We start from the raw sequence: 429 nt of genomic DNA on the forward strand, positions 1-429 counted from the left end.
AACGGGATGGCGTGGATCGGCCTGTATCGCCCCGATCACGCCGAAGTCCAGTCACTGGCACACGAATTCGACCTGCACCATCTCGCCGTCGAGGACACGATCGCGGCCCATCAACGCTCCAAGCTCGAGCGGTACGACCAGACGCTGTTCGTGGTCCTCCGGCCCGCTCGCTACCTCGACGACGTCGAGAAGGTCGAGTTCGGTGAGGTGCACGTCTTCGTGGGGCCGGACGACCACGAACAGCGTCTGGTCGTACCGCTCGAGCTTGGAGCGTTGATGGGCCGCGATCGTGTCCTCGACGGCGAGATGGTGCAGGTCGAATTCGTGTGCCAGTGACTGGACTTCGGCGTGATCGGGGCGATACAGGCCGATCCACGCCATCCCGTTCAGGCGGCGCATCGTGCGGTAGGTGTTGTCCAGCGACGTCGG

Annotated in this window: 2 pseudogenes; one reads left to right on the top strand and one right to left on the bottom strand. The window is 64.3% G+C overall.

What is annotated here, in order from left to right:
* Positions 1-228: pseudogene (locus IJ15_RS0124370) on the top strand (CorA family divalent cation transporter); the annotation flags it as partial.
* A gap of 48 nt (positions 229-276) precedes the next feature.
* Here the strand turns inward: IJ15_RS0124370 and IJ15_RS27090 are convergent.
* Positions 277-399 (bottom strand): annotated as a pseudogene (locus IJ15_RS27090) (transporter); the annotation flags it as partial.
* Between the last annotated feature and the right edge of the window lie 30 nt (positions 400-429).

It is taken from the genome of Prescottella defluvii (genome assembly GCF_000738775.1).
GTDB lineage: Bacteria > Actinomycetota > Actinomycetes > Mycobacteriales > Mycobacteriaceae > Prescottella > Prescottella defluvii.